Source organism: Rhodoferax sp. (genome assembly GCF_044236835.1).
Taxonomy (GTDB): Bacteria; Pseudomonadota; Gammaproteobacteria; order Burkholderiales; family Burkholderiaceae_C; genus Allorhodoferax.
Genome location: NZ_JBIIGC010000002.1, coordinates 93,302 through 118,157, shown reverse-complemented (window position 1 = coordinate 118,157; position 24,856 = coordinate 93,302). Strand labels below are relative to the sequence as shown.

Here is a 24,856-nt window from a genome sequence, read left to right as displayed (position 1 = left end):
CAGCGCATCAATTGGATATCCATTCGCTATGACCACGATCCGTGTTAAAGAAAACGAGCCGTTTGACGTTGCCCTGCGTCGCTTCAAGCGCACCATCGAAAAACTGGGTTTGCTGACCGACCTGCGCGCCCGCGAGTTTTACGAAAAGCCCACCGCCGAGCGCAAGCGCAAGAAGGCTGCTGCGGTGAAGCGCAACTACAAGCGCATTCGCAGCATGCAGTTGCCCAAAAAGATGTACTGACACCGGCCCGCTTCCACGGACCACGAAGCCCGCCCGAGGACGCTCAGGCGGGTTTTTTTCATTGAGCAATTCCTTAGCAGGACCACGCAATGTCACTCAAAGACCAAATCACCGAAGACATGAAAGCTGCCATGCGCGCCAAAGACGCAGAGCGCCTGGGCACCATCCGCTTGCTGCTGGCAGCCTGCAAGCAAAAAGAGGTCGACGAGCGTGTCGTCCTCGACGATGCAGCCGTGGTTGCCATCGTGGACAAGCTCATCAAGCAGCGCAAAGACTCCATTGCAGCTTATCTATCGGCAGCGCGCCAAGACCTGGCTGACAAAGAAGAGGCCGAACTGAAGGTGCTGCAAACCTATTTGCCGCAGCGCTTGTCTGCTGACGACGTGTTGGCCGAAGTCCAAACCATCGTTGTCGAAATTGGCAAGGAACTGGACCGCACTGTGGGCCCGGCGGACATGGGCAAGGTCATGGGTGTGGCAAAAGCCCGGCTGGCGGGCAAGGCAGAAATGTCGGCAGTGTCGGCCGCCGTCAAAGCCGCGCTGGCGGGCTAAAGACTGGCAGGCTGGGCTGGTCGATCGATTGCGGGAAACTAGCTTCCCGCAACCTTCATCCGATTGATAAGCACCGAGCCCACCGTTTTGGCACCGTAGTTATAGGTATCTGCGCCCACGGCTTCAATGCCTTTGAGCATCGATTTCATATTTCCGGCGATCGTAATTTCGTGCACCGGGTAGGCAATTCGACCCTTCTCCACCCAAAAGCCGCTGGCCCCGCGCGAGTAGTCGCCGGTCACATAGTTCACGCCTTGGCCCATCAGTTCGGTCACAAATAGGCCAGTGCCAAGTTTCTGGAGCATGGCATCCAAATCGTCGCCTGCACCAGTCAGCCGCGAGGTGAACGTGAGGTTGTGCGACCCACCAGAGTTGCCCGTGGTTTGCATCCCCAGCTTGCGCGCCGAATAGCTGCTCAAAAAGTAGCCCTGCACCCGTCCGCCCTCAACGACTTGGCGCGCCTTGACGCGCACGCCTTCATCATCGAATGGTGAGCTGCCTTTGCCGCGCAGCACAAAAGGGTCTTCCGCAATGTCGATGTGCTTGGGGAACACCTGCTTGCCCAGAGAACCCAGCAGAAAACTGCTTTTGCGGTACAGCGCACCTCCGCTGACGGCTTGAACAAACGCACCCAAGAGACCCGCCGCCAGCGGCGACTCGAACAACACCGGGCACTCTACCGTGGCGATCTTGCGTGCTTTCAGACGGGAAAGCGCCCGCTCTGCCGCGTAACGACCCACCGCTTGGGGCGAGGCCAACTCGTCGCTGTTGCGCATGGAGCTGTACCAAGCGTCGCGCTGCATGTCGTCGCCCTTGCCTGCAATCGGCGACACCGAAAGCGAGTGGCGCGAAGTAGCGTATCCGCCGCGAAACCCGTGGGTGTGCGCACTAAAGAACTGCGACTGCTGGGCCGACACCGCGGCACCTTCGCTGTTGGTGATGCGCTTGTCGACCGACAAGGCTGCGGCCTCGCACTCCAGGGCCAGCTGGGCAGCCTGCTCGCTGGTGAGGGCCCATGGAAAAAACAGCTCAAGGTTGCGGCTGCGGTCAGCCAACGGCGCGATGTCTTTCTCTGCGGGTAGGCTGGCGAAGGAGTCTTCGGCGGTAAAGCGCGCGATGTCATAGGCAGCGCGGACCGTCTGCGCAATCGCAATGTGCGAAAAATCGGAGGTGCTGGCATTGCCGCGGCGCTGGCCTACGTACACCGTTACGCCCATGGACTTATCGCGGTTGCGCTCGACGTTCTCTAACTCACCGTTGCGCACCGACACGCTCAATCCGCAACCCTCAGACACCTCTACGCCCGCATCGGTGGCACCGATCTTCTTGGCTTCGGCCAATGCGGTATCCACCAGTGACTCGAAGAAAGGCAGTGTGTAGGCGAAACCGCTGCTGGCAGAGCCCGCTTGGGATGCGGTTTTCGATGCAGTTTTGGAGAGCGTGTCGGAGGAGGATAGAGGTGTCTTCATAGCGACGGCTATGATACTTGGCTATGTCACGCAAACTCAAAAGAGGCTATTTCGTCAAGGGCCAGTTCGTTGCCGAGGGCAGTGCGCTTGACCTGGAATTCAAGCGCGAACTCAAGGGCACAGATGAGCCCACCCGCACCGACCTCAAGCGTGAAAGTACCGAGGTTCAAAAGCTTGGTGAAGACTTGCTGAGCTTGCGCGCCGACCTCATGCACAAACTGGCGCTGCCAGACAAGCTGATCGACGCGGTGGCAGAGGCTAAACGTATTAGCAATTTTGAGGGGTTGCGCCGACAGATGCAGTTCATCGGCAAGCAGATGCGGCTGCTGACGCCGGAGCAACTGCAGGCCGTACGGGAAGCACTTCACGAGCAACACCTACCCTCGGCCCAGGAAACCTTGTTGCTGCACCAAGCCGAGACTTGGCGCGAGCGCCTGCTGGCCGATGACGACGCCTTGGGCCAGTGGCTCACGCTCAGCCCCAGCACCGACAGCCAGAACCTGCGCGCCTTGGTACGCCAGGCCCGCAAGGATGCCAAGCCCGAGAAGCCTGGTTTGGCCCCACGCCATGGACGCGCCTACCGCGACATATTCCAGTTGGTGCGTGAGCAGCTCGTCGCGGCTAACTCCTCGCCGGAACCCCTGGCTGCGGCGGATAACGACAGCAGTTACCGTGGCCAAGACGCCTGAGTTGACCCCATGAGCGAAACGCCCCTCGCCCCAGCAGGCCCAGACGCCGTGAAAATCGGCATTGTCTCTATCAGCGACCGTGCCTCCACTGGTGTGTATGAAGACAAGGGCCTACCCGCCTTGCAAAGCTGGCTGCACAGTGCCTTGCTTAATCCACTGTCGCTTGACGCGCGGCTGATTCCTGACGACCAAGAGACCATCAGCGCAACACTGATCGCACTGGTCGACGCAGGCTGCGCCCTGGTACTCACCACTGGCGGCACCGGCCCTGCGGTGCGCGACGTCACACCTGAGGCCACACTGGCTGTCGCCGACAAAGAATTGCCGGGCTTTGGCGAACAGATGCGCCGCATCAGCATGGAGTTTGTGCCCACCGCGATTCTGTCGCGCCAGGTGGCCGTCATCCGCGGCAGCACGCTCATCATCAACCTGCCCGGGCAGCCCAAGTCGATTGCGGAAACACTCGAGGGCCTCAAAGACGCCCAAGGCGTAAGCAAGGTGCCGGGCATTTTTGCTGCAGTGCCTTATTGCATCGACCTCATCGGCGGGCCGTACCTGGAAACCGTGGACGCAGTTTGCAAGGCGTTTCGGCCTAAATCGGCGGTGCGGCCGCCACGCTCCAACTGAGCGCCGCGCTCAGACGGGTCGCAATGTTCAAGGGCGCACCCGCCCATGAATTCACTTGCCCACTAACTGGTTCAGCTTTTCTGCCTCGAAGCACTCTTTGCGCGCTGCATCAATTGGCATGCAATCGGCGTCCAGGCGACTGGCGGACAGTGTCTCGATGGCTTTCCACAGCAGTGCGATTTGGTGGTCTTGGCCTGCGGCGCTGTCGATCAAGCCGCGCAGCGCCTGGCTCACTGGGTCGTCTTCCTGGGTGATGCCGTAAGCGCTGAACTTGCGCTCAGGCGCGGTCACATCGGCGCTCTCGCCCGGTTTGCTTTGGATGATGCGCGCCGGAATGCCCACCGCCGTGGCACCCGCAGGCACGGGTTTGATGACCACCGCATTGCTGCCGATCTTGGCGCCATCGCCCACCTCAAAACCGCCCAACACCTTCGCGCCCGCACTCACCACCACGTCTTTGCCCAACGTGGGGTGGCGCTTGGCGCCTTTGTAGAGCGAGGTGCCGCCCAGGGTGACGCCTTGGTAGATGGTGCAGCCGTCGCCGATTTCAGCCGTTTCCCCTACCACCGCGCCCATGGCATGGTCAAAAAACACCCGCTCCCCGAGCTTGGCGCCAGGGTGGATTTCGATGCCAGTGAGGAAGCGCGCGATGTGTGAGATAAACCGACCCAACCACTTGAAACCGTGGATCCAGCACCAGTGGGCTGGCCGGTGCAGCACGACCGCATGCAAGCCCGGATAGCAGGTGATGACCTCCCAGGTGGTGCGCGCTGCGGGGTCGCGGTCGAGGATGCATTGGATGTCGGAGCGAATACGGGAAAACATGGTGCCAGTCTAAACGCTGGACTGCGGACCTGCAGCACGCCCCACCGAACGCTGCAACACCGCCTTGGCAATACCCCGCAGAATATGAATTTCCTCTTGCGTGACATTGGCACGGTTGAACAGTGCATTGAGGCGCGGCATCAACTTCTTTGGCGCCGCCGGGTCCAAGAACTCGAGCGCCACCAGCGCTTGCTCCAGGTGCGTGAGCATGCCACTGACCTGCGCCGCATCGGCCAAAGCACTCGGTGAAATTGCCGCCTGCACCGCAAAACCACCCAGCGCCAACCGCCACTCGTAGGCTACCACCTGCAAGGCAGCGCTGATGTTGAGCGAGCCGAACTGGGGGTTGCTGGGAATGCTCAAGGCCACGTGGCAGCGGTACACGTCTTCGTTGCGCATGCCAAAGCGCTCCGAGCCAAACAAAAATGCCACCCCGCCCTGCTCGGTGCCAGCCAGGGTGTGCAGGTGCTGGCGCGGTGTGCTGGTGGGTGGGCCAAAGTCGCGCGCCGTCATTGCGGTGGCGCACAGGTGGGTCATGCCGTCCAATGCGTCATCCAGGGTGTCAACGATGCGGCATTTGTTTAGCACGTCGAGGGCACCGCTGGCGCGTTGGATGGTTTCCTCCCGGCGCAGCACATTGGCCCAGCGGGGTGCTACCAGCACCAAATCGTCAAAGCCCATGGTTTTCATGGCCCGTGCCGCGGCACCCACGTTGCCTGCGTGGCTGGGTTGGATGAGGACAAATCGGGTCTGCATACGCTGTCGGTAAAATGCGCCGATTGTCGTCGCCCGCATCGCCTGGCGCCACCTTCCGTTCCTCCGCTGTGCACCGGTACGAGTCTGCGCAGCCTCTTAGAAAATCTATGTCGCTCAATCTGCACCCCATGGTCAACGTGGCCACCAAGGCCGCCCGCGCCGCTGGCAACATCATCAACCGCGCTGCGCTGGACATCGAGTCGGTGCGGGTCTCGCAGAAAAAGGCCAACGACTTTGTGACCGAAGTGGACCAGGCAGCCGAGGCGACCATCATCGAGACTTTGCTCACCGCCTACCCAGGCCACGGCATTTGGGCTGAAGAGTCAGGTCGCCAGCACGGCGCACGGGACTCCGAGTACGTCTGGATCATCGACCCGCTGGACGGCACCACCAACTTCATCCACGGACTGCCGATTTACTGCGTCAGCATCGCGCTGGCGGTACGCGGCAAAGTGGAGCAAGCGGTGGTGTACGACCCCACCCGCAACGACCTGTTTACCGCCACCAAAGGGCGTGGCGCCTTTTTGAACGACCGCCGCCTGCGTGTCTCCAAACGCAACACGCTCAAGGAGTCGCTGGTGTCCACCGGCTTTCCCTACCGCCAGGGCGACGACTTCGGCGAGTACCTGACCCTGATGGGCGATGTGATGCAACGCACTGCTGGCCTACGCCGCCCGGGCGCTGCGGCGCTGGACCTGGCCTATGTGGCGGCCGGCTTCACCGATGGATTTTTTGAGAAGGGCCTGCAACCTTGGGATGTGGCGGCGGGTTCGCTGCTGGTGACTGAAGCCGGCGGTCTGGTAGGCAACTTTAGTGGTGAGGCCGACTTCTTGGACCAGCAGGAATGTCTGGCTGCCAACCCCAAGGTGTACGCGCAGTTGGTGGGCATTGTGGGCAAGTACAGCAAATTCGCCGCCGCAACCGAAAAGGCTGCGGTGCGCCAGGCCACTCTGTCGCGCACCGCACGCACGCCAGCCGCCTGAACAGGCTGGCCGCCACCGCACCTTGGCGAGAACGCTTAACCGCCAAGCTGCAGTTGATCCAGGGGCACCGGCCGGCCAAACAGGTAGCCTTGGAACGACTTGCAGCCGTTTTGCAGCAAGAACTGACGCTGCCCCTCGGACTCAACGCCCTCGGCCACCACACCCAAGTCTAGGCTGTGCGCGAGCGTGAGGATCGTGCGCGCAATGGCTGCATCGTTAGGGTCAATCAACACATCGCGCACGAAGGACTGGTCGATCTTGAGCTGGTCTAGTGGCAATCGCTTCAAGTACGACAGCGAGGAGTAGCCGGTGCCGAAATCGTCAAGTGAAAAGCCCACACCCACCGCGCGCAACTCTCCCATCTTCTGCACCGCATCTTCCACATCGCTGAGCAGCAGGCTCTCGGTGAGTTCGAGTTTGAGACGGTGCGGGTTGGCTCCGGTGGACTTCAGCAGGCCCAACACCTGGCTACAAAAGTCCGGGTGGCGAAACTGACGGGCGCTGACGTTCACTGCCATGGTCAGGTCGCTGGTTGCGGGCTGCGCGCTCCAGGCAACCAACTGGGCGCAAGCCACCTCCAGCACCCAGTGGCCCAGCTCCAAAATCAGGCCACTTTGCTCTGCCACCGGGATGAACTGGGCGGGTGAAATCAAACCGCGCTGGGGGTGCAGCCAACGCAGCAGCGCCTCCACGCCGGTGACGCGGGACTGCGCATCCACCACGGGCTGGTAATACAAAGCGAATCCGTCGTTCTGCAGTGCAATCCGCAGGTCTTTCTCCATGCCGGCGCGCGCGGTGGCGGCAGCCTGCATCTCGGGATCGAAAAACCGCAGGGTGTTGCGGCCCGCCCCCTTGGCCTGGTACATGGCCAGGTCGGCACGCTTAAGCAACTCGTCTAGGGTGTGCAGATGCTGGAACAGCAAGGTGATGCCAATGCTGGGTGAGCTGTGGTGGCGTTGTCCGCCCAGCACGTACTCTTGGTTGAGCGCAACCAAGACCTTGCGGCCAATCGCTTCTGCCAGTGCCGCCGCGTCTGAAGGCACTTCGCCGATGTCCTCCAACATCACCACAAACTCGTCGCCGCCCAGACGGGCCACGGTGTCCACGCTACGCACACAACTTAGCAGGCGCTGCGACACCTGCTTGAGAAGTTCGTCGCCGATGTGGTGGCCCAGGGTGTCGTTGAGGATCTTGAAGTTGTCCAGATCAATGAACAGCAAGGCGCCGTGGGTGATATGGCGCGCGCTGTAGTCCATCGCTTGCTTAAGCCGGTCCATCAACATACGTCGGTTGGGCAACCCAGTTAAGGCGTCAAAAAATGCGAGCCGCTCGATCTCAGCCTCCGCTTGCTTGCGCGCGCTGATGTCCCGTCCGGTCCCGCGGTAGCCCTTGAACTCGCCCAACGCATCGAACATCGGCGCACCATTGAGGGTGATCCACATCCAACTGCCGTCGGCGCGCCTTCGCTGTGTCTCGAAGTCGTGGAACACCTCGTGCGCCTCAATCTGGGCGCGGTGTCGCGACCAAGCCTCCTCGGAAACGCCCCTGGCATCGAACTCCCACGGCGTCTTGCCCAGGTAGTCTTGCGTGGGGAGTGCGCTGGCATTTTTCGGGCTACCGTCGAAGCGAACGAAACGAAAACCCGCGTCTTGCTCCCAGTACCAGTCAGATGACAACTCGGTCAGGCTGCGAAACCGCGCCTCACTCTCCTGCAAGCGGTCCAGTGCCTCCTTCTGTGAGGTGATGTCGGTGATTGCGCCAAACCACAGCACCGAGTCGTCTGGCTGCACATCGGGTGCGGCGTTGATCAATAGCCAGCGGGGTTCACCTTGGAGCGGGCGCATCAAAAACTCCGACTGCCACAGGGTGCCAGCGCGCACCGACGCAATCGCATCTCCAATGAGCCGCTGCATGTCGCTGCGGTCTATGCGCCGAAACAGGTGGTTGACATCGCTGCGCAACATCTCGGGCGTAACGCCCATAAGATCATGGGCGCCCGCACTGGCGAAATGGAACTCCAAACGGTCCTCGCCCCAGGTTTGGAACTCAAACAACATGCCGGGCGCACGGCCTGTGATCTTTTGGATGAAGGTGAGCTGGTCGCGAGCGGCTTTGATCGCTGCCTTCTCGGCACTGACCTCTTGCAACACACCGATATGGGCCCGAACCACGCCCTGCTCCATCTGCCGGTACATGCGCGAGCGCACCCACAGCACATGGCCATCGGGGTGGTTCCAGCGGTATTCGATGGTGCGTCCATCCATGGCCTGGGCCGCTGCATCAAACACCGCCCGGTCCTCTGGCGACAAACCACGCAGATGGTCTCCAATGGGCGCGCTGCGCCTATCCCCGAATCCGGCCGCGTTGGCATAGCCCGCCGACATATACACCTCCGAGTCACCGGGGTAGTACAACCAGTAGCCGACATTGGCAACCGACTCTGTCAAGCGGTACAGCTCCACCTGATGCTCAAGCTGGGCGTTGGCGTCTTCCAGCACACGGTCCTGCGCGTCGCGGGCTTCGGGCAGTGCCTGTGCTTGCGGCGCGACGCGGCGTAAACAGCACAGCGCCAAGGTGTCCCCCGCAACCTGCACCAAGCTGGCCGTGAGAACAAGTTGACCCACGCCACCATCGCGCAAGCGCAGTGCGACTGGCACATCTTGCACGGCCTTGTCTGGCCCCAGCCCAGCCGCCAGTTCCCGCATACCCGCAGCGTGCGTCCAAAACCCGACATCACTGGGGCAGCGCCCCACCACCTCGTCGCGGGAGTAACCGGTGAGCAACTGCCAGCTGGGGTTGACATCGAGGACCACGCCGTCGTCCCACCGGACCACCATCAATGCCTCCGGCATCCATGCAAACATGGCCCGAAACACAGCTTCCGGCACGGCTTCGCCCGGGTTGGCGTTGCCGGAAGCCAAAAGAGTCAAGCTAGCCTTCATCGGGACATGGGGTGCGGTGCGTGGTTGAACCCCAACCGTGGGCGCCGCCCGGCGCGGACGGCGGGCCCATGATAGAGCGGAAATGGGGCGCACCAGCACCCGCGTCTTCCCGCTGTAAGTGCGGCGTGACTTACGGCACGCACGCCAAGGTGAGACCACATCCAGCGCAATGAAGCAAGCGAGCCAACTGCGTAAAGCAGCCCGCCTTGTGCACTTGGTATGAAGTGGGCAGACGGGGCGCGGGGCGCCACCATCTAATGCAGTGCATGCCCTCCACCGTGGGACGGCTTACCGTTCGGAGCAGCGGCAGAGTTGGGTGCCACCACGATCTTTCCTTGCATGCCCGCTTCGTAATGACCGGGCTCCAAACAGGCGAGGTGCACGACGCCGGACTTTGAGAATTTCCATACCAGCTCACCGGACTGTCCTGGCGCAAGGCTCAGCATGTTGTCATCCGCATGTGCCATCTGGGGAGTTTTCTTCATTTGGGCGTGGTGGGCCTGCAAATCACTTGCGGTGCCCAGCACAAACTCGTGCTTGAGCCTCCCCTCGTTCTTCACCAGAAAACGCAGCGTCTGGCCTTGCGTGACAGACAAGCTCGAGGGCGAGAAGCGCATGGTGTCGCGCATCTCAATCTTCACAGTGCGCGAAACCTCCGAGGCCTTGCCCGCCTCGCCAATCAAGGTGGCGTCGTGGCCGTGGCCACCGGCATGCGCGCCGCTAGCTGACGCCGCAATGCAGAAAAGGTAGGCAGCGAGGGCCACCAAGACGGTTCGATGTTGCATGGTTCTTCTTTCATGGACTTGAGCAGTGTGAGCGCAGCCCATCTTAGGACGGGCATCGCCACACGCACAAGGGTTGGCCGCGCACTACGTCGCGCCGCGGAGACCGTGCCTGGCCAGAAAACGTTCATCCTGCGCGTCCAGCCGCCCCTGCACGCGGGCCTGTTCCAGCAAATCAGGCCGATACTGCGCGGTCAGGGCCAGGCGTTGTTCGCGGCGCCAACGCGCAATCTGCTCGTGGTGGCCCGACAAGAGCACCGGCGGAACTGGGGTGCCGTTCCACTGTTCAGGGCGGGTGTAGTGCGGGCAGTCCAACAGGCCGTCGAGTTCGGGGTTGAAGCTGTCCATCAGGTGGCTATCCGCATCACCCAGCACGCCGGGCTGCAAACGGGCCACCGCGTCCAACAGCGCCATGGCAGCGACCTCGCCACCGGAGAGCACAAAGTCGCCTAGGCTGACTTGCTCATCCACATGCGCATCGATAAAGCGCTGGTCGATGCCCTCGTAGCGCCCGCACACCAGCACCGCGCCAGCGCTGTCAGCCCAGCGCACCACTTGGGCGTGGTCCAAGCGCCGGCCCACCGGAGAAAACAACACGACGGGTGCGCCATCGGCACGATCTGCCTGCACCGCCTGCAGCGCCGCCTGCAGCGGCTCGGCTAGCATGACCATGCCCGGTCCGCCACCGAAGGGACGGTCGTCCACCCGCTTGTAGTTGCCGTGCGCAAAGTCGCGCGGGTTGGTCAGGCGCACGTCCACCTGGCCCGACTCAAAAGCGCGCCGGTTGATGCCCACGCGCAAGAACGGCTCCAACAACTCGGGGAACAGGGTCAGCAGGTCAAAGCGCATGGGACGCGCCTTAGTAGTCGAGGTGCCAATCGACGGTGATACGCCGCGCCTGGAGGTCCACACCATCGACATACGCAGATACGAAGGGAATCATCCGCTCTTTGGGCGTGCCGTCTTCTTGGTACGCCAGCACCAAAACCGTTTGCGGCCCGGTGGATAGCAACTCGCGCACGGTACCCAGCGGTTCGCCTTCGCGGTTGACGACCTCTAGGCCGATGAGGTCCACCCAGTAAAACTCGTCTGCATTGGCGCTGGGAAAGCTGGACCGCGCCACAAACACGCGTGCGCCGCGCAGCGCTTCTGCGGCGTTGCGATCGTCAATGTCGTGGGCGCTGGCAACCACGCTGCCGGAGTGCGTTTTGGCCTCTCTGATGGCCAGCTTGGCGCAGCCATCAAAAAGCCGGGCGCCTTTCTCTGCGGGCAACAAAAACCAGCGTTTGGAGGAAAAAAGGGCTTCGGGCTCGGCGCTGTAGGCCAGCACCTTGAACCATCCCTTGACACCCCACGCGTCGGCAATGCGCCCGACCTCAACAGCGTCCGCTGGGAGTTCCGCGGATTCAAGTCCGGGCAGCATGGGGAGGGAGAAACTGGCTTTGGCAAGACCCGGCGTGTGCCGGGCTGCCAAAAGCGCCAAGGACAATCGCAGGTCAGGCGGACTTAGGAGCCGCTTGCTTGATCAGGCGCTCCACCGTGGGGGAGGCCTGGGCGCCCACGCCGCGCCAGTAGGTCAGGCGGTCTTGGGCGATGCGGATGCTTTCTTCGTTGGCGGTGGCAATCGGGTTGTAAAAGCCGATGCGCTCGATGAAGCGGCCATCGCGGCGGGTGCGCTTGTCAGCGACAACGATATTGAAAAACGGGCGTGCCTTAGCACCGCCGCGAGCGAGTCGGATGACGACCATGGTTTATCCTTTGGGTGACCGGCATGAACTGCCAGCCATGAAATTCAAAGTTGAGACACGCAACTGACCACCCGGCCAGTGACACTTTGAGAAGCCCGCGAGTATATCTTCTTCCTCCCATGAAAAAAATCCGCCCCAGCACCGCCGCCGACATGGCCGCAGTGACCGACATTTACGCCCACCATGTGCTGCACGGCACCGGCACCTTTGAGACCACGCCGCCCACCCTGCAAGAGATGGCAGCCCGGCGCGAAGACGTGCTCTCCAAAGGCCTGCCCTACTTGGTGGTGGAGGACGCAGCGGCTGTGTGCGGCTTTGCGTACTGCAACTGGTTCAAGCCGCGCCCGGCCTACCGCTTTTCGGCAGAGGACTCCATTTACCTCGCGCCGCGCGCAGCCGGCCAAGGACTGGGGCGCTTGGTGCTGTCCGAGCTGATGGCCCAGGCAGAGCGCGCCGGGGTGCGCAAGCTGATCGCGGTGATTGGCGACTCGGCCAACCACGGCTCAGTGGGCGTGCACCGCAGTTGCGGCTTCCAGCATGTGGGCGTTTTGTCGACTTGCGGCTGGAAGTTTGAACGCTGGCTGGACGTGGTATTGATGGAGTGCCCTCTGGGCTTGGCGGACTCTGGCCCGCCCACACAATCGGCCCCATGAAAAACAAAACCTTGGCGGTGTGGCTGACCTTCTTTCTGGGCCCCACCGGCCTGCACCGGGTCTACCTGTTGGGCAAGTACGACCACATCTCGGTGGCGCTGCTGGTCCCCAGCGCGCTGGGCTTTTACGGTGTGCGCCGCGCCCAAGAACTGGGCGTGGACGACCACCTGAGCTGGTTGCTCACGCCACTGCTGGGCATGGCCATCGCCGCCTGCGGGCTCACCGCCATCGTGTACGGCCTGATGGATACTGAACGGTGGAACCACCGCTTCAACGCAAGCGCGCCCGCCGACGCCAAGGCGGGCCAGTCGAGCTGGCTGACCATCTTCGGCGTGGCGCTGTCTTTGCTTCTAGGCGCCACCGCGCTGATTGCCACGATTGCGTTCAGCTTTCAGCGCTACTTTGAGTACCAGTACGGGGATGGTTTGGGGGCGTCGGCTTCGGTTTGGGTGCAAACGTATGCCGCATTTGATCCGGTGACAGCGGCAGAACGCCTACCAAGCTGACGCAGTGGACGCTGGCCCCACCGCTGGATGACGTCGCAACCTGCTGGAGTTTCTTGCCGCATGCGGGCATGATAGCGGCCGACCAAAAGAACACCTACGGGGCGGCGACAACTTCATGGCGACATTGATTCCGGCAATCGGTTCGTGCGTATCGCGCATGACCAGCGGTGAGCGCAGGGTGGCCGAGCGGCTGGAGCAAAAGCTCGACGACGACTACTGGCTCTGGTACGACGTGCCCATGGGCCCGCGCAACACCCACCCCGACTTTTGCGTGCTGCACCCGCGCCGGGGCATTCTGGTGCTGGAAGTCAAAGACTGGAAGAAAGACACCATCCTGCGCGCCAACAAGCAGGACTGGGACATTCTGGGCGACGGCGGTCCCAAGACCGTCATCAACCCGCTAGAGCAAGCGCGGCAGTACGCGCACCAAGTAGTCAAAGCCCTGGAGCGCGACAAGCAACTCGTACAGGCCGACGGCGCGCACGCTGGCAAGTTGACGTTTCCGTGGAGCTACGGCGTGGTGTTCGCCAACATCACACGCAAGCAGTTTGAAGCGGCTGAACTGCACCACGCTATCGAGCCGCACCGCGTGCTGTGCCAAGACGAGATGACCGAGGGCGTGGACGCAGAAGCGCTGCAAAGCCAGCTCTGGAGTATGTTCCCCTTTGGCATGCGCGGCGCCATCAGCCTGCCGCAGATGGATCGGGTGCGCTGGATCATGTTTCCCGAGGTGCGGGTGCAAACCTCGGGCAGCTTGTTTGATGACAACAACGCCGACGCCCAACTCCCCGACATCATGCGTGTGATGGACCTGCAGCAAGAGCAACTGGCCCGCAGCTTGGGCGATGGGCACCGTGTCATCCACGGCGTGGCGGGCTCTGGCAAAACCATGATCTTGGGCTACCGCGCCGAGTACCTGGCCAAAGCCTGCACCCCCACCAGCAAGCCCATACTTGTGCTGTGCTTCAACGAGCCGCTGGGCGTGAAGCTGGCCAGCGTGATGGACGCCAAAGGCCTGGGCGCCAAAGTGCATGTGTGGCACTTTCATAAATGGTGCTATGCGCAGCTTAAGCACGCGGGGCAGGCGCTGCCGCCGCAGGGCCCGCAGTTCTCGGAGCAATTGGTGGACCGCGTTATCCGAGGTGTAGAGCGCAGCCAGATAACCAGCGGGCAATACCAAGCGGTCATGATCGACGAGGGTCACGACTTCGCACCCGAATGGCTCAAGCTCGTCACCCAAATGGTGGACCCCGCCACCAACAGCCTGCTGGTGCTCTATGACGACGCGCAAAGCATTTACGAACGCGCGCGCAGCAAGCAGTTCAGCTTCAAGAGCGTGGGCATCCAGGCGCAGGGGCGCACCACCATTCTGAAAATCAACTACCGCAACACACGGCAAATTCTCCAAACCGCCAGCCTGGTGGCCGCCGACCTGCTCACCGCCGAGGACAAAGACGACGACGGCATACCTCTCCTCAAACCGGTGAGCTGCGGGCGCGAGGGACAAGCCCCGGTCATCATCCAACTCCCCAACCTGCGCGACGAGGCCTTTGCGATAGCCGACCAACTGTCCAGCGCACATAAAGAAGGCTTTGCCTGGGGCGACATGGCAGTGTTGTGCTCAGACTGGAAAACGATGGACCTGTGCGCCAGCGCGCTGGTCCAACGCAAGCTACCGCACCGTGTACGCAAGAAGAGCGGCGAATACCAACCTGGCGCGAACGCCATCCAGGTAATGACCATGAAAGTCAGCAAGGGCTTGGAGTTTCCCGTAGTGGCTCTGCCGGGCGTGGGACATATGCCTGAGCCGGAGGTGGATGAGAAGGAGGCGGCTCGGGTGTTTTATGTTGCGGCTACGCGGGCTACGCAGAGGTTGGTGATGGGGGTGGGTGGGGGCGGGACGTTCGGATCCAGACTCGCTCTCTAACGGGTCATAAGGCAAATTTTCAATAACGCGAACGGCGGATCAACTGCATTGGTGGTGCCTATCACGCAGAGTTGCTCTTGCTTGGCGGCAGCCGCACCACCTGACCTGCACGAATCACAATCAAATCCGTCCCAGTTTGCTGCGCCACCTGGCGCGCACGTTGCGCAGCCCGGCGAATGGCGGTCAATGCGCCTTTGAAATCGGCATTGCCCCCTGTCGAGCTCTGTCCATAAGCCGGGGTCGGTTCGTCGACCTGGTGAGGGTTTGTCATGTCTTACCGCTCCAGTCCATCAGTTGGGGCTCGTCACCCGCGTTGTCATATACCGCCCACTGGTCTACCAAGGGTTGGTACACCGTGCGCAGCAGCTCCCGCCCCGCTGCAAAACGACGGCGAATTGTGGCCTCGGGGATATGGTGCCCACCCTGGCGCACACGCTCCGCTACCCGCTGCACAGCCAACTCGGCATGGGGCAGACTTAGAAAAAACGGGCGACAAACCTGTAGCGATTAAGTCGGGCGCGCTGGTCTGTCTCAATCCAGGTGAGCTCTAGTTTTTGGCGTGCCGTCGTCGTATTGTCTATGCAGCAAGCGATGCCGTTACTAGGCCTTTTATATGCTTGAGGTTAGACATACTCCTCACCGCCGCGGCTAGCGTTAAGCCCACAGGGTGTCCCGGTCCACCATTGCGCCCGCTAAGCTGCATTTTCTTCAACGCATCTTGGAGCCCCCATGCACCTCGCCTACACCATCCTCTACGTCCCCGACGTCCCCGCCACGCTCAAGTTCTACGAAGCAGCCTTCGGCCTGAAAACGCGTTTTCTGCACGAGGGCGGGGACTATGGCGAACTCGATACGGGCAGCACGGTGCTGGCGTTTTCGGCCCATAGCCTGATGCAGCAGTTGGGCAAAAACCCGCAAGCGGCCAGCGCGGGCGCGCCTTGCTTTGAGATTGCGCTGGCCACGCCCGATGTGGCTGCGGCGCTTGCGCGTGCCGTGGCCGCTGGGGCCACGCCCATGCGGGCTTTGGAGGTCATGCCTTGGGGACAGACGATTGCCTATGTGGCAGACATCAATGGCTTTCTGGTAGAACTCTGCACGCCCATCGCATAAACACAAGGAGCCACCATGTTCAGCCACATTTTCTTAGGCGTTAACGACCTCGAATCCTCCCGTGCGTTTTACGACGCGGTGCTGGGCACCTTGGGTCACAAGCCCGGCGTCTACCACCACAACGGCGAGGTGGGTCGCTACTTTTACCGCAGCCCCACTGGGCTGTTTGGCATTACCACGCCGATCAACGGCGCACCCGCCACCCATGGCAACGGCAGCACCACCGGCTTCACCATGGCCTCGCCCGAACAGGCCGATGCCTTCCATGCCGCCGGTTTGGCCCACGGCGGCACCACCTGCGAGAACCCACCCGGCTGGCGCGAGGGCCCTTCCGGCCCGCTGTACTTGGCCTATCTGCGCGACCCGGACGGCAACAAGCTCTGCGCGCTGTACCGCCCGCCCAAGGTGTAGTTACCACAGGAATAAAAACGGCCCAAGGATCGCTCCTTGGGCCGTTTTGCTTTCTGCGCTGAGAGTGGCTTAGGCCGTCACGCCCTTGGCGTCGTCCACGTACTCGTCAATCTTGTCGAAGTTGAGGTACTGGTAGACCTGTGCGCTGGCGGCGGTGAGCACACCCATGTCGGCCAGGTACTCCTCCTTGGTGGGGATGCGCCCCAGCTTGGAGCAGATGGCCGCCAACTCGGCCGAGCCCAGGAACACATTGCTGTTTTTGCCCAAGCGGTTCGGGAAGTTGCGGGTGGACGTGGAGAACACGGTGGCGCCCTCCTTCACCTGCGCCTGGTTGCCCATGCAAAGGCTGCAACCCGGCATTTCCATGCGGGCACCGGCGCCGCCCAAGACGCCGTAGTGGCCCTCGTCGCTGAGCTGTTTGGCGTCCATCTTGGTGGGCGGTGCCACCCAGAGCTTGACCGGAATGTCGCGCTTGCCTTCCATGAGTTTGGACGCGGCGCGGAAGTGGCCGATGTTGGTCATGCAGCTGCCGATAAACACTTCGTCAATCTTGGTGCCCGACACTGCGGACAGGGTTTTGACGTCGTCGGGGTCGTTCGGGCAGGCGACGATGGGTTCGTGGATCTCGGCCAGATCAATCTCAATGACCGCCGCGTACTCGGCATCGGCATCGCCCTTGAGCAGCTGCGGGTTCTTCAGCCAAGCCTCTTGGGCGGCAATGCGGCGCGCCAGGGTGCGGGCGTCGGCGTAGCCGTTGGCGATCATCCACTTCATCATGGTGATGTTGCTGGTGACGTACTCCTGGATCGGCTCCTTGTTCAGGTGCACGGTGCAGCCAGCTGCCGAGCGCTCGGCGGATGCGTCGGACAACTCAAAGGCCTGCTCCACTTTCAGATCGGGCAGACCTTCGATCTCCAAAATGCGGCCCGAGAAAATGTTCTTCTTGCCCTTTTTCTCCACCGTGAGCAAGCCGGCCTTGATGGCGTACAGCGGGATGGCGTTGACCAGGTCACGCAGGGTCACACCGTTTTGCATCTTGCCTTTGAAGCGCACCAGCACCGACTCGGGCATGTCCAGCGGCATCACGCCGGTAGCGGCCGCAAACGCCACCAGCCCCGAGCCCGCTGGGAAGCTGATGCCAATGGGGAAACGGGTGTGGCTGTCGCCGCCGGTGCCCACGGTGTCGGGCAGCAGCATGCGGTTGAGCCAGCTGTGGATCACGCCGTCGCCGGGGCGCAGCGAGATGCCGCCACGGGTGCTGATGAACTCGGGCAGCTCGTGGTGCATCTTCACATCCACCGGCTTGGGGTAGGCGGCGGTGTGGCAGAACGACTGCATCACCAAATCGGCGCTAAAGCCCAGGCAGGCCAGGTCTTTGAGCTCGTCACGGGTCATGGGGCCAGTGGTGTCTTGCGAGCCGACCGAGGTCATCTTGGGCTCGCAGTAGGTGCCGGGGCGCACGCCCTGCCCTTCGGGCAAACCGCAGGCGCGGCCCACCATTTTTTGCGCCAGGCTGAAGCCCTTTTTGGTGTCCGCCGGGTTCTGCGGCAAGCGGAACAGGGTGGACGGCGGCAGGCCCAGCGCCTCACGCGCCTTGGTGGTCAGGCCCCGGCCAATGATCAAGGGAATGCGGCCACCGGCACGCACTTCATCAAACAGCACCTCGCTCTTGACCCGGAAGCTGGCGATTTCCTTGCCGTCTTTCAGGGCCTTGCCTTCGTAGGGACGCAGCTCAACCACGTCGCCCATGTTCATCTGGCCCACATCCAGCTCGATGGGCAGCGCGCCTGCGTCTTCCATGGTGTTGTAGAAGATGGGCGCAATCTTGCTGCCCAAGCAGACGCCGCCAAAGCGCTTGTTGGGAACAAAAGGAATGTCTTCACCGGTGAACCATAGCACCGAGTTGGTGGCCGACTTGCGGCTCGAGCCGGTGCCCACCACATCACCCACGTAGGCCACCAAATTGCCGCGTGCACGCAGGTCTTCGATGAACTTAATAGGGCCGCGTTTGCCGTCTTCTTCGGGGGTGATGCCGTCGCGCTTGTTTTTGAGCATGGCCAGCGCGTGCAGCGGGATGTCCGGGCGGCTCCAGGCATCGGGTGCGGGCGAGAGGTCGTCGGTGTTGGTTTCGCCCGTCACCTTGAAGATGGACACGGTGATCGACTGGGGCACTTCAGGCCGGCTGGTAAACCACTCAGCATCGGCCCAGCTTTGCAGCACCGCTTTGGCGTGGGCATTGCCCTTGTCGGCCTTTTCCTTCACGTCATGGAACTGGTCGAACATGAGCAGGGTTTTCTTCAGGCCATCTGCCGCTTGCGCGGCCACTGCGGCATCGTCTAGCAAATCGACCAGCGGGCTGATGTTGTAGCCGCCCAGCATGGTGCCCAGCAACTCGGTGGCGCGCTGGCGGGAAATCAGGGCGCACTTTTCTGTACCGTGGGCCACCGCAGCCAGGTAGCTGGCCTTGACCTTGGCTGCATCGTCCACACCGGCGGGCACGCGGTGGGTAATCAGGTCGACGAGCGTGGCTTCTTCGCCGGCGGGGGGCGCTTTGAGTAGCTCGATGAGTTCGCCAGTTTGCTTGGCCGACAGCGGCAGCGGTGGAATGCCGAGCGCAGCGCGCTCGGCGACATGGTCACGGTAGGACTTCAACATAGATCTCTCCTGGTTCAACAAAAAAACATACAGGGTTCGCCCGCTGCGCCACTCATGCGCAAACCTCGACGACTGAGGGCACCGGGGCAAACAAGGCAACCACCTCGGCAGGCATGGTGCAGCCGGTTTGGTGGGCGCGCTCTAGCACCTGCCAAAAGTACCTGTAGCTGGCGCGGTCATGCAAGGTGCCACCCACCGCAATGGGCGCCCAATCTTGGCGCTGGGCTTCCAGAACCACCCGCGCTGCAAGCTCCACCTCGGCTTGTGCGGGGGTGAACGCGCGCAAGATGGGACGAATCTGGTCGGGGTGGATGCTCCACATGCGCGTGTAGCCCAAGGTGTTGGCGGCCAAGCGCGCGGCGCGCTCCACCGCCGCCGCATCACGAAACTCGGTGACCACGCAGTGCGATGGCACTTTGCCGTGGGCATGGCAGGCGCTGGCTATCTCGGCTTTGGCACGCACCACCAACGGGTGGTGAAACTGGTCGGGCGCTAGTGCGTGCGCCGCTGCGCCCCGGTCTGCGGCACCGCTGCCATCGAAACCACTGGCACTGCTGGCATCGAAGCCCATGGCGCTCGCCGGAATGGCGCCACCGTGGGCAGAGACAAAGTCCATCAATCCAAAACTGATGGACTCGACCCGGGGGTGGGCCGCAATCGCAAACACCTGCTGCACAGCGGCAGGCGACTCCACCAGCACATGCAGGGGAAGCATGTGGGCGGGCCCCTGGCGGCCAGGCTGGCGCGCCGCGGCGTCGATGGCGCCCACCGCTGTGTCCACATCGGCCACCGACTCCACCTTGGGAACCATCACAAAACTCAGGGCGCTGGCGGCAGTGCCAACCACTGCCTGCACATCCTGCAGAAAAGCCGCATGGTGGACCGCGTGCAAGCGTACGCCCACCCTGGGCGCGGCCGGCAGACGCTGGCTGCGTGCCGCCGCGTGGACTTGCAACGCCAGTGCAGCAACCAGTGCCGCCTGGTCGGCCTCGCCGCCAACCGGCGCACCGTCTTCGCAGTCCAGGGTGACATCGAACACGCAGGTGCCGAACTCCTGCACCATATCTGCCTGCAGCTGCAGGCTTTTTCTCATCCGCGCTTCAACGCCGCTGTAGTGGTCGCACACCGGCAGCACACCGGCACGCGCCTGGGCACCGAGAAGGACTTCGCGCGGATGTGCCACTGGCAAAGACGCAAAGAGTGGCTTACAGAAGGTGGGCCACACCCGCCTGTTCGTCTTGCAACTCCTTGAGGGTTTTGTTGATGCATTCTTGGCTGAACGCATCGACCGGCAGGCCTTCCACCACCCGGTACTCACCGCCCTCGCAGGTCACTGCAAAACCAAACATGGTGTCTTTGGGAATGCCGTACTGGCCGTCCGAGGGCACGCCCATGGTGACCCACTTGCCTTGGGTGCCCAGCGCCCAGTCGCGCATGTGGTCGATGGCGGCATTGGCAGCCGAGGCCGCAGACGACACACCGCGCGCCGCGATGATGGCCGCGCCGCGCTTGCCCACGGTGGGCAAGAAAGTGTTGGCGTTCCAGTCGTGGTCGTTGATCATGTCTTTGACGCTTTGGCCACCAACCGTTGCGAAACGGTAGTCGGCGTACATGGTGGGCGAGTGGTTGCCCCACACGGCCATTTTTTCGATCTCGGCCACCGGCTTGTTGATCTTGGAGGCCAACTGGCTGAGCGCACGGTTGTGGTCCAGGCGCAGCATGGCGGTGAAGTTCTTGCGGGGCAGGTCGGGGGCGCTCTTCATGGCGATGTAGGCGTTGGTGTTAGCGGGGTTGCCCACCACCAGCACCCGCACGTCGCGCGAAGCCACCGCGTTGAGCGCCTTGCCCTGGGCGGTGAAGATCTCGGCGTTAACGGCCAGCAGCTCGGCACGCTCCATGCCGGGGCCGCGCGGGCGCGAGCCAATCAACAGCGCATAGTCCACATCTTTGAAGGCAGCCATGGGGTCGCTGTGCGCCTCCATGCCCACCAGCAGGGGGAACGCGCAGTCTTGCAACTCCATCATCACGCCCTGCAGCGCTTGCTGGGCCTTTTCCACCGGGACCTCCAGCAGGCTCAGCACAACCGGCTGGTCCTTGCCGAGCATCTCGCCGGATGCGATACGAAACAAAATGGCATAACCAATCTGGCCAGCGGCTCCGGTGACTGCAACGCGGACGGGCTTCTTGCTCATAAAAAACTCCAGGTGGGTGAAATAAAAACCGAGGCAAGGGCGTGGGCTCACGCGGGGGCAGCGGCCTTGCCAAAACGGGTTGGAGTTTACCCTCGATAGGGCGGCAGGGTCAACTTGTCTTATGTCTTATATAAGATATGATTGAGATCGGTTTTTCACAGCCTCCCTACCCCATTCGGATGCGCCCCGGACCCGACTCAGCTTCGACCATGAACACCCAAAGCCCCGCCCGAGCCGGCACGCCAGCGCCCTCCGAATCCGGCCCGGTGGCACCCACCGGCCCCGGCCTCACCCCGGCCTTTAGCCCGCTGTACCAGCAGATCAAGTCCTTGATGCTGCAAAGTCTGCAGTCTGGCGAGTGGAAACCCAGTGCGGCCATCCCCAGTGAAATCGAGTTGGCAGCGCGTTTCAAGGTCAGCCAAGGCACGGTACGCAAAGCCATTGACGAACTGGCTGCAGAAAACCTGCTGGTGCGCCGCCAAGGCAAAGGCACCTTCGTAGCCACCCACGCCGAACAGCAAGTGCAGTACCGGTTTTTGCGACTCTTCCCCAACAGCGGCGACCTGCAAAGCGAAGGCCCGGCGCAACGGCATATCGTCGATTGCAAACGCATCCGGGCGGTGGCCGATATTGCACGGGCCCTGGAGATCCGCGCGGGTGACTCAGTGCTACAGGTACGCCGGGTGCTGGCCTTCCAGTCGGTGCCCACGATTCTGGAAGACCTGTGGTTGCCGGGCGCGCCATTCAAGGGACTGACTGCCGAGCGCCTGCGCAGCTACGGTGGTCCGATGTACGCGCTTTTTGAGACCGAATTTGGCCTGCGCATGGTACGCGCCGAAGAAAAGGTGCGCGCCGTGCTGCCCGACGAAGACCAGTGCGCATTGCTGCAGGTCGAGGCCAACGCCCCGCTGCTTAGCGTAGAGCGCACCGCCTACACCTATAACGATGTGCCTATGGAGCTGCGCCGCGGCATTTACCGCACGGACACCCACTACTACCGCAATACGCTAAATTGACGAGATCAAAATTGAAAGTGAAGCGTCAGATTGATGCAGTGCAATAGAATTTCTCCACCCTCTCGGGTCGAACTCGCAGTCGTACACATAAAAAAAGGCCAACCATGACCGACCTTGCATCCCCCGGACGCAGCAAGCGACCGGAATTTCGCAACATCCACGCACTCACCGACTTGCCAAGCTACCGGCTACCGCCGGCTGGCGTGGTGTCCATACTGCACCGCATCAGCGGCGCCATCATGTTTTTGCTGATGCCTTTCATCATCTGGATGTTTGACACCTCCATCTCCAGCGAAATCTCGTTTGCCAAATTCACCAACGTTTTTGCAGTGGGCGTAGGCGTGGTGCCGGGCTGGTGCTTCAAGCTGGTGGCGCTGGCGCTGATTTGGGCTTACCTGCACCACTTCATCGCTGGTCTGCGCCACCTCTGGATGGACATCAACCACGCGGTCAGCAAAGAGTTTGGCCGCAGCTCGGCGCTGGTGACCCTGGGACTGGGCAGCGTGCTCACGCTGGCGCTGGGGCTCAAGTTGTTTGGCGTGTACTGAACTCAGACAAACAAGGAATAAAAACCATGGCAGTGAATTACGGATCCAAGCGCATCGTTGTCGGTGCGCACTACGGCTTGCGCGACTGGCTGGCGCAGCGGGTGACCGCGGTCTTGATGGCGCTTTTCACCGTGGTGGTGCTGGCGCAGGTCATCTTCGCCAAGGGCCCCATCGGGTACGACCAATGGGCCGGCATTTTCTCCACGCAGTGGATGAAGGTTTTGACGTTCACCGTCATCGTCGCGATGCTCTACCACGTGTGGGTCGGGGTGCGCGACATCTGGATGGACTATGTGAAGTCGGCGGCCCTTCGCCTGAGTTTGCAAGTCTTTTCCATTGCGTGGCTGGTCGGCTGCGCTGGCTGGGCTATCCAGGTTCTGTGGCGCGTCTAAGCGTCCAACACACCCCACCTTCATAGGCTTCCATTCATGTCTTATTCCGTATCCAAGCGCAAATTTGATGTCGTCATCGTCGGAGCCGGTGGCTCTGGGATGCGCGCATCGCTCCAGCTTGCCCGCGCCGGGCTCAATGTCGCGGTACTTTCTAAAGTGTTCCCCACCCGCTCCCACACGGTGGCAGCACAAGGCGGCATCGGCGCCTCCTTGGGCAACATGAACGACGACAACTGGCATTACCACTTCTACGACACCGTCAAAGGCTCCGACTGGCTGGGCGACCAAGACGCCATCGAGTTCATGTGCCGCGAAGCACCCAAAGTGGTGTACGACCTGGAGCACATGGGCATGCCGTTTGACCGCAACCCAGACGGCACCATCTACCAGCGGCCCTTCGGCGGCCACACCGCCAACTACGGCGAAAAGGCCGTAGAGCGCGCCTGCGCTGCGGCCGACCGCACCGGCCACGCCATGCTGCACACGCTCTACCAACAAAACGTGGCGGCCAAAACCAGCTTCTTCGTAGAGTGGATGGCGCTTGACCTGATCCGCGACGCCGACGGCGACGTCGTGGGTGTCACCGCGCTGGAGATGGAAACCGGCGAGCTGCATGTGCTGCAGGCCAAAACCACCTTGCTGGCTACCGGCGGCGCAGGACGCATCTATGCGGCCTCGACCAATGCGTTCATCAACACCGGCGACGGCTTGGGCATGGCAGCACGGGCTGGCATACCGCTGGAAGACATGGAGTTTTGGCAGTTTCACCCGACCGGTGTGCACGGTGCTGGCGTGTTGCTAACCGAAGGCTGCCGTGGCGAAGGCGCGGTCTTGCTCAACAGCAACGGCGAGCGTTTCATGGAGCGCTATGCGCCCACCCTGAAGGACTTGGCGCCGCGCGACTTTGTATCGCGTTCGATGGACCAGGAAATCAAGGAAGGCCGTGGCTGCGGCCCCAACAAAGACCACGTGCTTCTCAAGCTGGACCACCTGGGCGTGGAAACCATCATGAAGCGCCTGCCCTCGGTGTACGAGATCGGGCATAACTTTGCTAACGTGGACATCACCCGGGAACCCATTCCCGTGGTGCCCACCATCCACTACCAAATGGGCGGCATTCCCACCAACATCAACGGCCAAGTGGTGATTCAAAACGGGGAAGTGCACAACCAGATCGTCAATGGGCTGTACGCCGTAGGCGAGTGCTCTTGCGTGAGCGTGCATGGCGCCAACCGCCTGGGTACCAACTCGCTCTTGGACCTGCTGGTGTTTGGCCGTGCCGCTGGCAACCACATCGTTCAGGTCAACAACAAAAACAAAGAGCACAAACCCCTGCCCAAAGACGCCACCGACCGCACCTTGGCGCGCTTGGCCCGGCTCGACAATGCCAACAGCGGTGAGTACGCCCAAGATGTGGCCAACGACATCCGCGCCTCCATGCAGCAGCACGCCGGTGTGTTTCGCACCCAAAAGAGCATGGATGAAGGTGTGGTCAAAATCGCCGCGCTGCGCGAACGCGTCAATGCCATCAATCTCAAAGACAAGTCCAAGGTGTTCAACACCGCGCGCATCGAGGCGCTGGAAGTGGACAACCTGATCGAAGCGGCCCAGGCCACCATCGTGTCGGCTGCGGCGCGCCACGAGAGCCGTGGTGCCCACACGGTGGACGATTACCCCGACAGCCCCGAGTTCCCCAATGGCCGCAATGACGCGCAGTGGCACAAGCACACCCTGTGGTACAGCGAGGGCAACCGCTTGAGCTACAAGCCGGTGCAGATGAAGCCTTTGACGGTGGACTCCGTGCCACTCAAAGTCCGTACCTTCTAAAGCGAG

27 protein-coding genes are annotated in these 24,856 nt (G+C 62.1%); 14 read left to right on the top strand and 13 right to left on the bottom strand.

The window, feature by feature from the left end; translation table 11 throughout:
• Positions 1-28: 28 nt before the first annotated feature.
• Complete coding sequence (rpsU, locus tag ACILRC_RS02160) at positions 29-241, top strand: 30S ribosomal protein S21 (protein WP_094477962.1); 213 nt, start codon at positions 29-31, stop codon at positions 239-241.
• 89 nt (positions 242-330) lie between these two features.
• Complete coding sequence (locus ACILRC_RS02155; protein WP_395667695.1) at positions 331-792, top strand: GatB/YqeY domain-containing protein; 462 nt, start codon at positions 331-333, stop codon at positions 790-792.
• A gap of 38 nt (positions 793-830) precedes the next feature.
• Here the strand turns inward: ACILRC_RS02155 and pmbA are convergent, their stop codons facing one another.
• Entirely contained in the window at positions 831-2,261 is a 1,431-nt protein-coding gene (gene pmbA, locus ACILRC_RS02150) for a metalloprotease PmbA (protein ID WP_395667694.1), read from the bottom strand.
• Between the two features lie 23 nt (positions 2,262-2,284).
• Here pmbA and yjgA point away from each other — a divergent pair, with 23 nt between their 5' ends.
• Together yjgA and mog are read left to right on the top strand one after the other, a co-directional pair.
• Positions 2,285-2,950: a ribosome biogenesis factor YjgA gene (yjgA, locus tag ACILRC_RS02145; protein WP_395667693.1), complete on the top strand. Its 666-nt coding sequence runs from the start codon at positions 2,285-2,287 to the stop codon at positions 2,948-2,950.
• 9 nt (positions 2,951-2,959) lie between these two features.
• The gene (gene mog, locus ACILRC_RS02140) at positions 2,960-3,577 is read left to right on the top strand and encodes a molybdopterin adenylyltransferase (RefSeq protein ID WP_395667692.1); all 618 of its coding nucleotides are present in this window, start codon (positions 2,960-2,962) and stop codon (positions 3,575-3,577) included.
• A 51-nt stretch (positions 3,578-3,628) separates the two neighbouring features.
• Here mog and cysE read toward each other — a convergent pair whose 3' ends face one another.
• Both cysE and ACILRC_RS02130 read right to left on the bottom strand, forming a co-directional pair.
• On the bottom strand, positions 3,629-4,402 hold the full coding sequence (gene cysE / locus ACILRC_RS02135) for a serine O-acetyltransferase (RefSeq protein WP_395667691.1): 774 nt from the start codon (positions 4,400-4,402) through the stop codon (positions 3,629-3,631).
• A gap of 9 nt (positions 4,403-4,411) precedes the next feature.
• Positions 4,412-5,158: an RNA methyltransferase gene (locus ACILRC_RS02130; protein WP_395667690.1), complete on the bottom strand. Its 747-nt coding sequence runs from the start codon at positions 5,156-5,158 to the stop codon at positions 4,412-4,414.
• A 107-nt stretch (positions 5,159-5,265) separates the two neighbouring features.
• Between ACILRC_RS02130 and ACILRC_RS02125 the strand changes: the two genes are divergently transcribed.
• Complete coding sequence (locus ACILRC_RS02125; RefSeq protein WP_395667689.1) at positions 5,266-6,141, top strand: inositol monophosphatase family protein; 876 nt, start codon at positions 5,266-5,268, stop codon at positions 6,139-6,141.
• A 35-nt stretch (positions 6,142-6,176) separates the two neighbouring features.
• Here ACILRC_RS02125 and ACILRC_RS02120 read toward each other — a convergent pair whose 3' ends face one another.
• From ACILRC_RS02120 to rpsP, 5 genes are all read right to left on the bottom strand, one after another.
• Positions 6,177-9,071 (bottom strand): EAL domain-containing protein, encoded by a 2,895-nt coding sequence (locus ACILRC_RS02120; protein ID WP_395667688.1) that lies wholly within the window; start codon positions 9,069-9,071, stop codon positions 6,177-6,179.
• A gap of 266 nt (positions 9,072-9,337) precedes the next feature.
• A complete protein-coding gene (locus tag ACILRC_RS02115; protein ID WP_395667687.1) occupies positions 9,338-9,868 on the bottom strand; it encodes a plastocyanin/azurin family copper-binding protein in 531 nt (176 codons plus the stop codon).
• 84 nt (positions 9,869-9,952) lie between these two features.
• Positions 9,953-10,714, bottom strand: coding sequence for a tRNA (guanosine(37)-N1)-methyltransferase TrmD (gene trmD, locus ACILRC_RS02110; RefSeq protein ID WP_395667686.1), 762 nt, complete (start codon positions 10,712-10,714; stop codon positions 9,953-9,955).
• Positions 10,715-10,724: 10 nt separating this feature from the next.
• Positions 10,725-11,288, bottom strand: a complete 564-nt coding sequence (rimM, locus tag ACILRC_RS02105; RefSeq protein ID WP_395667685.1) for a ribosome maturation factor RimM — start codon at positions 11,286-11,288, stop codon at positions 10,725-10,727.
• A gap of 73 nt (positions 11,289-11,361) precedes the next feature.
• Positions 11,362-11,613: a 30S ribosomal protein S16 gene (rpsP, locus tag ACILRC_RS02100; RefSeq protein WP_395667684.1), complete on the bottom strand. Its 252-nt coding sequence runs from the start codon at positions 11,611-11,613 to the stop codon at positions 11,362-11,364.
• A 119-nt stretch (positions 11,614-11,732) separates the two neighbouring features.
• On the opposite strand from rpsP, the gene ACILRC_RS02095 reads away from it, so the two are divergent.
• The 3 genes from ACILRC_RS02095 to ACILRC_RS02085 all read left to right on the top strand — a co-directional run bounded on the left by ACILRC_RS02095 (position 11,733) and on the right by ACILRC_RS02085 (position 14,699).
• Entirely contained in the window at positions 11,733-12,266 is a 534-nt protein-coding gene (locus ACILRC_RS02095) for a GNAT family N-acetyltransferase (RefSeq protein WP_395667683.1), read from the top strand.
• The gene (locus ACILRC_RS02090) at positions 12,263-12,772 is read left to right on the top strand and encodes a hypothetical protein (protein ID WP_395667682.1); all 510 of its coding nucleotides are present in this window, start codon (positions 12,263-12,265) and stop codon (positions 12,770-12,772) included. Before ACILRC_RS02095 ends, ACILRC_RS02090 begins: the two co-directional genes overlap by 4 nt.
• Before the next feature lie 115 nt (positions 12,773-12,887).
• The gene (locus ACILRC_RS02085) at positions 12,888-14,699 is read left to right on the top strand and encodes a DEAD/DEAH box helicase (RefSeq protein ID WP_395667681.1); all 1,812 of its coding nucleotides are present in this window, start codon (positions 12,888-12,890) and stop codon (positions 14,697-14,699) included.
• Between the two features lie 61 nt (positions 14,700-14,760).
• On the opposite strand, the gene ACILRC_RS02080 is transcribed toward ACILRC_RS02085, so the two are convergent.
• Both ACILRC_RS02080 and ACILRC_RS02075 read right to left on the bottom strand, forming a co-directional pair.
• Entirely contained in the window at positions 14,761-14,970 is a 210-nt protein-coding gene (locus tag ACILRC_RS02080) for a hypothetical protein (RefSeq protein WP_395667680.1), read from the bottom strand.
• A complete protein-coding gene (locus tag ACILRC_RS02075) occupies positions 14,967-15,152 on the bottom strand; it encodes a hypothetical protein (protein ID WP_395667679.1) in 186 nt (61 codons plus the stop codon). Before ACILRC_RS02075 ends, ACILRC_RS02080 begins: the two co-directional genes overlap by 4 nt.
• 276 nt (positions 15,153-15,428) lie before the next feature.
• Between ACILRC_RS02075 and ACILRC_RS02070 the strand changes: the two genes are divergently transcribed.
• On the top strand, positions 15,429-15,809 hold the full coding sequence (locus ACILRC_RS02070) for a VOC family protein (RefSeq protein ID WP_395667678.1): 381 nt from the start codon (positions 15,429-15,431) through the stop codon (positions 15,807-15,809).
• 15 nt (positions 15,810-15,824) lie between these two features.
• A complete protein-coding gene (locus ACILRC_RS02065) occupies positions 15,825-16,220 on the top strand; it encodes a VOC family protein (protein WP_395667677.1) in 396 nt (131 codons plus the stop codon).
• A gap of 69 nt (positions 16,221-16,289) precedes the next feature.
• Here ACILRC_RS02065 and acnB read toward each other — a convergent pair whose 3' ends face one another.
• The 3 genes from acnB to ACILRC_RS02050 form a co-directional block, all read right to left on the bottom strand.
• A complete protein-coding gene (gene acnB / locus ACILRC_RS02060) occupies positions 16,290-18,875 on the bottom strand; it encodes a bifunctional aconitate hydratase 2/2-methylisocitrate dehydratase (RefSeq protein ID WP_395667676.1) in 2,586 nt (861 codons plus the stop codon).
• A gap of 52 nt (positions 18,876-18,927) precedes the next feature.
• Positions 18,928-19,968 carry an HpcH/HpaI aldolase/citrate lyase family protein gene (locus ACILRC_RS02055; RefSeq protein WP_395667675.1) on the bottom strand — a complete coding sequence of 347 codons (1,041 nt, stop codon included), beginning with the start codon at positions 19,966-19,968 and terminating at the stop codon, positions 18,928-18,930.
• A 112-nt stretch (positions 19,969-20,080) separates the two neighbouring features.
• Positions 20,081-21,067: a malate dehydrogenase gene (locus ACILRC_RS02050; protein ID WP_395667674.1), complete on the bottom strand. Its 987-nt coding sequence runs from the start codon at positions 21,065-21,067 to the stop codon at positions 20,081-20,083.
• 209 nt (positions 21,068-21,276) lie between these two features.
• On the opposite strand from ACILRC_RS02050, the gene ACILRC_RS02045 reads away from it, so the two are divergent.
• The 4 genes from ACILRC_RS02045 (at position 21,277) to sdhA (ending at position 24,850) form a co-directional block, all read left to right on the top strand.
• Complete coding sequence (locus ACILRC_RS02045; protein WP_395667673.1) at positions 21,277-22,083, top strand: GntR family transcriptional regulator; 807 nt, start codon at positions 21,277-21,279, stop codon at positions 22,081-22,083.
• A gap of 104 nt (positions 22,084-22,187) precedes the next feature.
• A complete protein-coding gene (gene sdhC, locus ACILRC_RS02040) occupies positions 22,188-22,631 on the top strand; it encodes a succinate dehydrogenase, cytochrome b556 subunit (RefSeq protein ID WP_395667672.1) in 444 nt (147 codons plus the stop codon).
• Positions 22,632-22,657: 26 nt separating this feature from the next.
• A complete protein-coding gene (gene sdhD, locus ACILRC_RS02035) occupies positions 22,658-23,023 on the top strand; it encodes a succinate dehydrogenase, hydrophobic membrane anchor protein (RefSeq protein WP_395667671.1) in 366 nt (121 codons plus the stop codon).
• Positions 23,024-23,059: 36 nt separating this feature from the next.
• Entirely contained in the window at positions 23,060-24,850 is a 1,791-nt protein-coding gene (gene sdhA / locus ACILRC_RS02030) for a succinate dehydrogenase flavoprotein subunit (protein WP_395667670.1), read from the top strand.
• Positions 24,851-24,856 lie beyond the last annotated feature (6 nt).

Excerpts from the sequence above, each read along its gene's own strand:
- rpsU (WP_094477962.1), top strand. The coding sequence starts at position 29 with ATGACCACGATCCGTGTTAAAGAAAACGAGCCGTTTGACGTTGCCCTG.
- ACILRC_RS02155 (WP_395667695.1), top strand. The coding sequence starts at position 331 with ATGTCACTCAAAGACCAAATCACCGAAGACATGAAAGCTGCCATGCGC.
- pmbA (WP_395667694.1), bottom strand. The coding sequence starts at position 2,261 with ATGAAGACACCTCTATCCTCCTCCGACACGCTCTCCAAAACTGCATCG.
- yjgA (WP_395667693.1), top strand. The coding sequence starts at position 2,285 with ATGTCACGCAAACTCAAAAGAGGCTATTTCGTCAAGGGCCAGTTCGTT.
- mog (WP_395667692.1), top strand. The coding sequence starts at position 2,960 with ATGAGCGAAACGCCCCTCGCCCCAGCAGGCCCAGACGCCGTGAAAATC.
- cysE (WP_395667691.1), bottom strand. The coding sequence starts at position 4,402 with ATGTTTTCCCGTATTCGCTCCGACATCCAATGCATCCTCGACCGCGAC.
- ACILRC_RS02130 (WP_395667690.1), bottom strand. The coding sequence starts at position 5,158 with ATGCAGACCCGATTTGTCCTCATCCAACCCAGCCACGCAGGCAACGTG.
- ACILRC_RS02125 (WP_395667689.1), top strand. The coding sequence starts at position 5,266 with ATGTCGCTCAATCTGCACCCCATGGTCAACGTGGCCACCAAGGCCGCC.
- ACILRC_RS02115 (WP_395667687.1), bottom strand. The coding sequence starts at position 9,868 with ATGCAACATCGAACCGTCTTGGTGGCCCTCGCTGCCTACCTTTTCTGC.
- trmD (WP_395667686.1), bottom strand. The coding sequence starts at position 10,714 with ATGCGCTTTGACCTGCTGACCCTGTTCCCCGAGTTGTTGGAGCCGTTC.
- rimM (WP_395667685.1), bottom strand. The coding sequence starts at position 11,288 with ATGCTGCCCGGACTTGAATCCGCGGAACTCCCAGCGGACGCTGTTGAG.
- rpsP (WP_395667684.1), bottom strand. The coding sequence starts at position 11,613 with ATGGTCGTCATCCGACTCGCTCGCGGCGGTGCTAAGGCACGCCCGTTT.
- ACILRC_RS02095 (WP_395667683.1), top strand. The coding sequence starts at position 11,733 with ATGAAAAAAATCCGCCCCAGCACCGCCGCCGACATGGCCGCAGTGACC.
- ACILRC_RS02090 (WP_395667682.1), top strand. The coding sequence starts at position 12,263 with ATGAAAAACAAAACCTTGGCGGTGTGGCTGACCTTCTTTCTGGGCCCC.
- ACILRC_RS02085 (WP_395667681.1), top strand. The coding sequence starts at position 12,888 with ATGGCGACATTGATTCCGGCAATCGGTTCGTGCGTATCGCGCATGACC.
- ACILRC_RS02080 (WP_395667680.1), bottom strand. The coding sequence starts at position 14,970 with ATGACAAACCCTCACCAGGTCGACGAACCGACCCCGGCTTATGGACAG.
- ACILRC_RS02070 (WP_395667678.1), top strand. The coding sequence starts at position 15,429 with ATGCACCTCGCCTACACCATCCTCTACGTCCCCGACGTCCCCGCCACG.
- ACILRC_RS02065 (WP_395667677.1), top strand. The coding sequence starts at position 15,825 with ATGTTCAGCCACATTTTCTTAGGCGTTAACGACCTCGAATCCTCCCGT.
- acnB (WP_395667676.1), bottom strand. The coding sequence starts at position 18,875 with ATGTTGAAGTCCTACCGTGACCATGTCGCCGAGCGCGCTGCGCTCGGC.
- ACILRC_RS02055 (WP_395667675.1), bottom strand. The coding sequence starts at position 19,968 with ATGAGAAAAAGCCTGCAGCTGCAGGCAGATATGGTGCAGGAGTTCGGC.
- ACILRC_RS02050 (WP_395667674.1), bottom strand. The coding sequence starts at position 21,067 with ATGAGCAAGAAGCCCGTCCGCGTTGCAGTCACCGGAGCCGCTGGCCAG.
- ACILRC_RS02045 (WP_395667673.1), top strand. The coding sequence starts at position 21,277 with ATGAACACCCAAAGCCCCGCCCGAGCCGGCACGCCAGCGCCCTCCGAA.
- sdhC (WP_395667672.1), top strand. The coding sequence starts at position 22,188 with ATGACCGACCTTGCATCCCCCGGACGCAGCAAGCGACCGGAATTTCGC.
- sdhD (WP_395667671.1), top strand. The coding sequence starts at position 22,658 with ATGGCAGTGAATTACGGATCCAAGCGCATCGTTGTCGGTGCGCACTAC.
- sdhA (WP_395667670.1), top strand. The coding sequence starts at position 23,060 with ATGTCTTATTCCGTATCCAAGCGCAAATTTGATGTCGTCATCGTCGGA.